7 protein-coding genes are annotated in these 7,103 nt (G+C 41.6%); 3 read left to right on the top strand and 4 right to left on the bottom strand.

Going from position 1 to position 7,103, the window contains the following annotated elements:
- Window positions 1–78 precede the first annotated feature (78 nt).
- A complete protein-coding gene (locus tag RMY27_RS04495) occupies window positions 79–1,350 on the bottom strand; it encodes an FGGY-family carbohydrate kinase (protein ID WP_322660797.1) in 1,272 nt (423 codons plus the stop codon).
- Between the two features lie 200 nt (window positions 1,351–1,550).
- Here RMY27_RS04495 and psaM point away from each other — a divergent pair, with 200 nt between their 5' ends.
- Together psaM and RMY27_RS04505 are read left to right on the top strand one after the other, a co-directional pair.
- On the top strand, window positions 1,551–1,640 hold the full coding sequence (gene psaM, locus RMY27_RS04500; RefSeq protein ID WP_040630342.1) for a photosystem I reaction center subunit XII: 90 nt from the start codon (window positions 1,551–1,553) through the stop codon (window positions 1,638–1,640).
- Window positions 1,641–2,070: 430 nt separating this feature from the next.
- Window positions 2,071–2,481 carry a hypothetical protein gene (locus tag RMY27_RS04505; RefSeq protein WP_322660798.1) on the top strand — a complete coding sequence of 137 codons (411 nt, stop codon included), beginning with the start codon at window positions 2,071–2,073 and terminating at the stop codon, window positions 2,479–2,481.
- A 225-nt stretch (window positions 2,482–2,706) separates the two neighbouring features.
- Here RMY27_RS04505 and RMY27_RS04510 read toward each other — a convergent pair whose 3' ends face one another.
- Entirely contained in the window at window positions 2,707–3,426 is a 720-nt protein-coding gene (locus RMY27_RS04510) for a tetratricopeptide repeat protein (RefSeq protein ID WP_322660799.1), read from the bottom strand.
- Between the two features lie 520 nt (window positions 3,427–3,946).
- Between RMY27_RS04510 and RMY27_RS04515 the strand changes: the two genes are divergently transcribed.
- Entirely contained in the window at window positions 3,947–4,411 is a 465-nt protein-coding gene (locus RMY27_RS04515; protein WP_322660801.1) for a hypothetical protein, read from the top strand.
- 179 nt (window positions 4,412–4,590) lie between these two features.
- Here the strand turns inward: RMY27_RS04515 and RMY27_RS04520 are convergent, their stop codons facing one another.
- Entirely contained in the window at window positions 4,591–5,742 is a 1,152-nt protein-coding gene (locus RMY27_RS04520) for an ABC transporter permease (protein WP_322660802.1), read from the bottom strand.
- Window positions 5,743–7,014: an ABC transporter permease gene (locus RMY27_RS04525; RefSeq protein WP_322660804.1), complete on the bottom strand. Its 1,272-nt coding sequence runs from the start codon at window positions 7,012–7,014 to the stop codon at window positions 5,743–5,745. It lies immediately after the preceding gene.
- Between the last annotated feature and the right edge of the window lie 89 nt (window positions 7,015–7,103).

Raw genomic sequence — 7,103 nt, forward strand, 5'->3', positions numbered from 1 at the left:
AGTATCGGCCGAGATATGTAGATTGTCACTGGGATAGATACTGATTTACGAAATACTTACGAAAAGATTGTTACACAATTACTCTTGTTCACCCTTAATTCCGCCTCCCATCGCCAACAGCGCCGTTCCATAAGCTGCTTCTGTGTACACTGACGCTACTACAGGAACCTGCAAATGACGCGCCCTAATCGCAGTCCAAGTTTCATTCGCTGCGCCACCGCCAGCAGTATAAACACGGCTCAATTTGTCTGCGCTCATTTGCTGTAATAATTCATACCCTCGCGCTTCTATGCGGGCAATGCTTTCTAACAACCCATGCAAAAATTCCACTGGATTATCTGGGCGTGGTTCCAATCGTGGGGGTAAATTGGGATCGTTAATCGGAAAGCGATCGCCTACCTTCAACAACGGATAATAATCTAACTCGCTGGCAATTGAAGCATCAATCTCCCGGCTAAGGCTTTCTAACTCAGCATTTGTGAAAAATTGCTTTAGTACTGCACCTCCAGTATTAGAAGCACCACCAGTCAGCCATAAATCCCCTAACCGATGGCTGTAAATCCCATATCTGGCATCTTCTACACGGGTACGACTTAACAACTTTAGTACTAACGTTGAACCAAGGGAAGTCACGGCTTCACCAGGTAATTTTGCCCCACTGGCGAGAAAAGCCGCAATACTATCAGTTGTACCTGCACACACATAACAATCACGCCGGAAACCGAATTGATCGGCAATTTCAGGACGCAATTGGGCAATTGGAGTACCAGGAGGTAAAACTTTAGGTAGCTGAATCGGTATTTGCAATTTTTCTAGCCATTCTGGGTATTTCAACTCTTCTACGTCATAACCTAGCTTTAAAGCATTATGATAATCGCTAATCCCCAACTGTCCATGTAGGAGAAACGCCAGCCAATCTGCTTGATGCAAAAAATATCTAGCTTCACTAAAAGAAGGTTGTTGCCTCATCCACAAAAGTTTCGCCAAGCTGGAGGTGGCACTCAACACGGTATGATTAGGGGGTGCTATACTCCTCAAATGCTCTAGCACCGATGATCCCCGCGCATCGTTGTACAGCAATGGTGCATCTGTTGGATTGCCAGCACCATCGACCAGCAGGACGGTGGAGGAAGTACCATTAATTGTGATCGCTTTAATTTCTCGCCGCAACTCTTCTGGTATTTGTTCCACCAACACAAACAAAGTCTCTTGCCAAATTTTTGGCGTAACGACGGCTGGTGAGTCCTTGAATGGATATCGTACCTCAGCCTGAATACAATAGGCTTCCTCGTCAATCACTATGCCCCGTGCGCCAGATGTGCCGAAGTCAATACCCAAATACAAATTCATAATTTTTATAAATTTTTTTAATGGAGAATAAATAAGGACTACTGACTAATAACTGCTTTTGTTGCATCTTGTAACAAGATATTCCCCAATCTTGGCAAAACAAGGAAAAGTAGTAAACGAACTGTTCAAAATCTATTCAGGTTAGGAGGTTTTCAGCCATGCCTATCTTAGATACTCTGTACATCGCTCAGATATCTTCCATCTCGGATACTCAAGTCTACATCGCTCTAGTTGTAGCCTTGATCCCAGGAGTTCTAGCTTGGCGATTAGCCACAGAACTTTACAAATAAGGCTCCGATGTGACACAGTTAAAAAGCTAATAATCCTGGCAGTACGGGGTGCAATTTCCAGACTTTATGGCTTTATGTCAGAAGTACCTAGAAACCTTGCACTTACGTAAGCCAGGTTATTTTTTAACTAGTGCGGCACTTGTAGCTATTTCAAAAAAATGAAGTAATATGACAGCTAAATCAAGCATTCAAGAGTGCTAAGTGCTGTTAGCGGTAGCGCGGCATTTAGGTCGTGCTGAGTGTCCAGGAAGAAGTAATGAGTAAAAAGTAGTACTTATGAACCTTCCCATTTAAGCCGAGGCACTAGCTACTCTGAACTGATTTGATGCTGAGTGTGATTAGTGATTTTTTTACTCAGCACTCATAACTCAGCACTCAGCACTCTTCTGATAGTGCTTCCCTTCACTAAGCGAGGTTATCTTTTAGCATCATGAACGCGATTCAACCCTCCAGACCTCCGTTACAACCTATACAAAAACGCCGGGTCATTTCTCGACCAAAGCGGCATCTTCGTGAACGTTCTTACAAGGTGATGGCACTGGAAAGCACAGCCAAAATAGCGGTCAATCTTGTGATTACAGCCGTTGCAGCATCTGCCTTGACACAACTCTTGCCTTATCATTGGTTACAGCAAGAAAAGTTGCGAGAAATGAGTACTGAAGTCAAGCTGATGGAAGGACATGTCAATGGTTTACAAACGGAATTTAGCCGTAACTTTGATCCCCAAGAAGCTAAAATTATTAGACAACGACAAGGATACCGATTCGATCCTAGCCAGCGTCAGATCGTGTTGATGAATCAAGATCGCCGAGAAGATGAGCAAACAGACTCGTTACCCTAAGACAAATGGCGAATTTGGGATTATTTAGGTTTATTGTGATTCAGGCTACGTATAAACCGGGTGCTAATTCATATTATTGCTAAAAAGTAATGGTTAATAGCTAATTTTTGAATAGCTATGTAGTTATCATCTATTAGTCATTAGCGATACAGCGTCACCAAACTCTAATTCAAAATTAATCAATTATTTTGAATTTTGAATCCCCCAGAAGAACTAATCTACCAATTAGGACGCTGATTGAGATAGTAACTCATCTAGCCGATTTTCAATTTGTAAACGCAAGCGACAACCAGTAATATCCTTATTGTTATCGAGAGAGGGTAGTTGAGTAAGGGCGCGACGATAATCAGCGATCGCACAATTCCAGTCGCCCCAAAGATGGTAAGTTCTGCCGCGCTCAGCCCAGATATGACCTTCTAGTTGACCGAAAAGCAGTGCTAGCTCAAAATTTTCAATTGCCGCCTCGTATTGCCCCAAATCACGCCAGGTAATGCCTCGGTTAATCCACGCGCGGACATGGTGAGGTTTCAAATCAATCGCTTGATCGTAGTCGGCAAGTGCTACTGCTAATTCTCCACAAGCCGCGTAGTAATTTGCCCGGTTATTATAAGCACTAGCCAAATAGGGATTAAGTTTAAGGGCAGTGTTATAGTCGGAAAGCGCTTTTTGCCTTTCGCCACTTTGAAAATAAATTAGCCCCCGGTTGTTGTAATCAACGGCATTGTGGGGGTGGCGGCAGATTAGTTGGGTTAAAAGTGCGATCGCTTCAGTATAATTTCCTTGTTGAGCCAAGCTCAAAGCATAAGAGCGTAAGTCGCTATCCCCGAAAGTACATTTGCTGCGATCGTTTTTCCTCTGCTCTTGAAGTTTATTTGTAGTATTTAGAACATACTTGTATTGGTTACTTTGCTGGTCATCGTCAGCTAAAAATGAGTGAATATTCATCTTTCCCTGCTTGAAATCCCTGCTTTGTTAAATAAAAGTCTAGTTTTTTAACGCTGGTGATTTTACCAGTATGTCTATTCTCAAGGTACTTATGGTTACTTTAAAGCCATCTTAAGACTGAGATTTAAACTACTCACACCAGTAGAAATCTACCCTTTAAATAAACAATTGCTCCTCAAACCTATTCATAGATACTTGATCCCGAAGATGAATTCCAGAAATAGCAGACGTTAATCTTAAAGACTAGTCAAGTAGTGAGAGCGACAACTTGGTAGAATGCCAACAAGCCGTTATTTAGAGATGAGAAAGAGGAGACGGGGACTGGTGGCAAAGGAAATGAGGGAGATGAGAGAGACAAGGGAAATAATAATCCCCAATCCCCAATCCCCAATGACGGCAGTTGCTCCACTTGGGGAGACCCCTTTGCGCTAGCCTCTCCCTTGGGAGAAGACCGCATGCCTCCCCAATGCCCCATACCCCAATCCCTAAATTCAATTTTTAAGTTTTGAGAAATTTTCCGATGACAACCGCAATTTCCTATCCCAACGCCCCTGATTTAGCAACCGATGATTACATTGTGATTGGCTTGGCAACCTGCTTTGTCAAAGAAGACGGAGAAGTTTATCAAATCGAAGTTATAGAACCGATTCCCTCTGCGGCTTTGGAAGCACTGTTAAAGGGCATTCCTACCTCCTATAAGCTGGCTCATGCCACAACTTTGGGATCTGTGCTGGATGGCGATTCACCACTGCTACCAGATGGCTTTCCAGAGTCGGCTCAGTTTGGAGAGGAATTTGTGCCACGGGCATTTGCAGCCGCTCGTACCTACAAGCGTCGTGAATCTGCAAAATCCCTGATTCCATTAGGTACAAACTACACTGAATTTAAGTATTCCATTGAGCGGAAACGGGTTTTAAATGCCGCCAGAGTTGTTACCAAAGAAGACAATATTAAACAGCATTCTCACACTCACAAAGTGCTTTAAATAATTATAGTGACATACTCTTACACTGTACTCGAAGAGTACAGTGTAGGTTTCTCGCCCAATCCGGCTATTGCTTAGGAGGCGACGAGCTTTAAGAACGGGATGCCCCACCGCTCTATTTTTTATATTTATCGCTGCATTGTGCGGCATAAATATGAATGGAAAGTTTACAGCAGGAATTATTGTAATTGATTGCGGAATTGACGAATACTCAGAAATGTTAAAATCAGCGCAAAACCTATTAAAACTAATACCTGAAACCACAATATTTGGATACCAACACCTTTGAGTAAAACTGCCCGGCAAACTTCCACAAAATAACGTAAGGGGTCTAAATAACTAAGCAATTGAATCAAGTAAGGCATAGTAGAAGTAGGACTAGGCGCACCAGAAAGAAGAATCAAGCATGGGATAATAAAGAAAGCTAATAATTGTGCTTGTTGTTCACTTTTGGCAAATGCTCCTAAAAATATGCCAATACTAATGCTTACCCAAAAATACAATACTGCTATGCACAGAAATTCTGGAAAATTACCTTGAAATGGGACATTAAAAACTATTCTTCCTACGGTTAAAGCAACGAAAACATCAAATGTGAGTAATAATAAAAGTGGAGCAATTTTAGCAAGAATAATTTCTGTACTAGAAGCTGGTGTCATTAGTAATTGTTCTAGCGTACCTACTTCTTTTTCACGCACGACTAGGGATGATGCAGCCTGAGAACCAACCACCGTCAGTAATACACCAATCATACCAGGAACAATAAACCAAGCACTTTTTAATCCTGGATTGTAGAGAATAGAAGTTTGAATTTGGGCTTGTCGAGATTCTAATTTTGATGATGGTTGTTGTAAATAGCGGGAATTATAATCATTAATTAATTCATTAATATAACTAGAAGCAATCCGAGCTGTATTAGCGTCTACAGCATCATATAAAACTTGTACTGAGGCTGTATTTTTACGAACAACATCATTAGTAAATTCGGTGGAAATCACAATTCCAACGGATAATTTACCAACTGCTAAACTATCTATCATTGATTGCTGATTAACATAGTTATCATTAACTACAAAAGCATTTGCTTGATGAAAAACCTCAATAAATTCTCGTGAAGCATTACTCTTGCTATAGTCGGTGATTCCAATTTTTAGATTATGGAGATTAGGATTAAATGCGAAACCAAATAAGAGTAATAAGACAGTAGGCGAAACAACAATTGTAAAAACCAATTGGCGATTACGTAGCAATTGGAAGACTTCTTTGCAAAATAGCGCCCACAATCGACTACTAAAAATGCTGTCTAATAAGTTAGTAAATATTGTTAGCATTTAAGCCTCCACTTGCATTTTTTGTAGTTTATTCCATGCCAGGAAAAAAAATATCATAGCTAGCAATCCTAAAGCTACTACCGCATACCAAATTGCAGACCAACCCATACCTCTAATGAGGGCATCACGTGTCAGCAAAATATAATATCGAGATGGAACAATATTAGATATCCAGCGCAAAGCAAAAGGAATATTAGCAATGGGGTAGATAAAGCCAGACATTAACAGTGATAAAAGAAATGCAGAAATATTCACTGCTTCAATGACAACGCTTTGTGATTGAACATTGCTACCGATAAAAATACCCCAGAAAACACCACAAGCAATATATAGTGTGGAACCAACTAATAAAGGAGTAGGATCGCCTACGAACCTCAAACCAAATATAACTTGAGCGATCGCATTGACTAAAACAACCTCTACCATACCTACTAACCAATAGGCCGTTGCTTTGCCCAATAGGTACTCTATGCTGGTGAGACTAGAGGCATAAACTTGGACAATTGTACCTTGCTCTCGTTCTCTAGCTGTTGCTAAACCGGCTAGTAATGGTGGAAATAACGTTAAAGCGATCGCGATCGCACCAGGGCCAATGTATTTTAAATTTTTTAAGCCAGGGTTATACCAAAAACGCGATCGCACATCCAGCGCCACAGGAGGGGGTTGATTGTGCAAATTTCCAACAAAAGCATTGGTAACAGCTTTAGCATAACCCCTGGCAATATTAGCGGTATTGGCATCGCTACCATCAATTAAGGCTTGGACTGTGGCGATACTTCCTCGCCTTAGTAAGTCACGGGAAAAATCAGTAGGGATAATTAAGCCAATGGTGGCTTCACCCCGATCTAGCATTTGGGAAACTTTGATGTTTGGTCCTTGGCTAACAACATGAAATTTTTGGGTGCGTTCAAAGGTAGCAATATATTCCCGACTGGTAGGAGTTAAATCTAAATCTTGGACAGCAAGGTTAATTTTGTTAATTTCCAGCGATACAGCAAACCCAAACAACAGCAATAGTAAGATTGGTAATGCCAAAGCCAAAGCCACAGTGAGGCGATCGCGTCTCAACTGTCGTAGTTCTTTCAGAGTTTGGGCAAATATACGTTTTAATCTCACCATCAATAATTCACCTCTTAAGAAATAAGGCAGACGGCAGAAGGCAGAAGGCAGTGCGTTGCCGGGGTTCCCCGGTTGTAGCTCATCTCGCAGTGAAGCACCCGTGTGTGATGGTCTAGAAGGCAGTGCGTTGCCGGGGTTCCCCGGTTGTAGCAACTGCAAAGTGCCAAAAGGGATAGTGAATAGAGAATAGCCCTTTCAAGGTGTTGTGTGATGGCTTGATTTGTAGTTTGTTTAACAGAGGT

Source organism: Nostoc sp. DedQUE09 (assembly GCF_034530915.1).
Taxonomy (GTDB): domain Bacteria; phylum Cyanobacteriota; class Cyanobacteriia; order Cyanobacteriales; family Nostocaceae; genus Nostoc.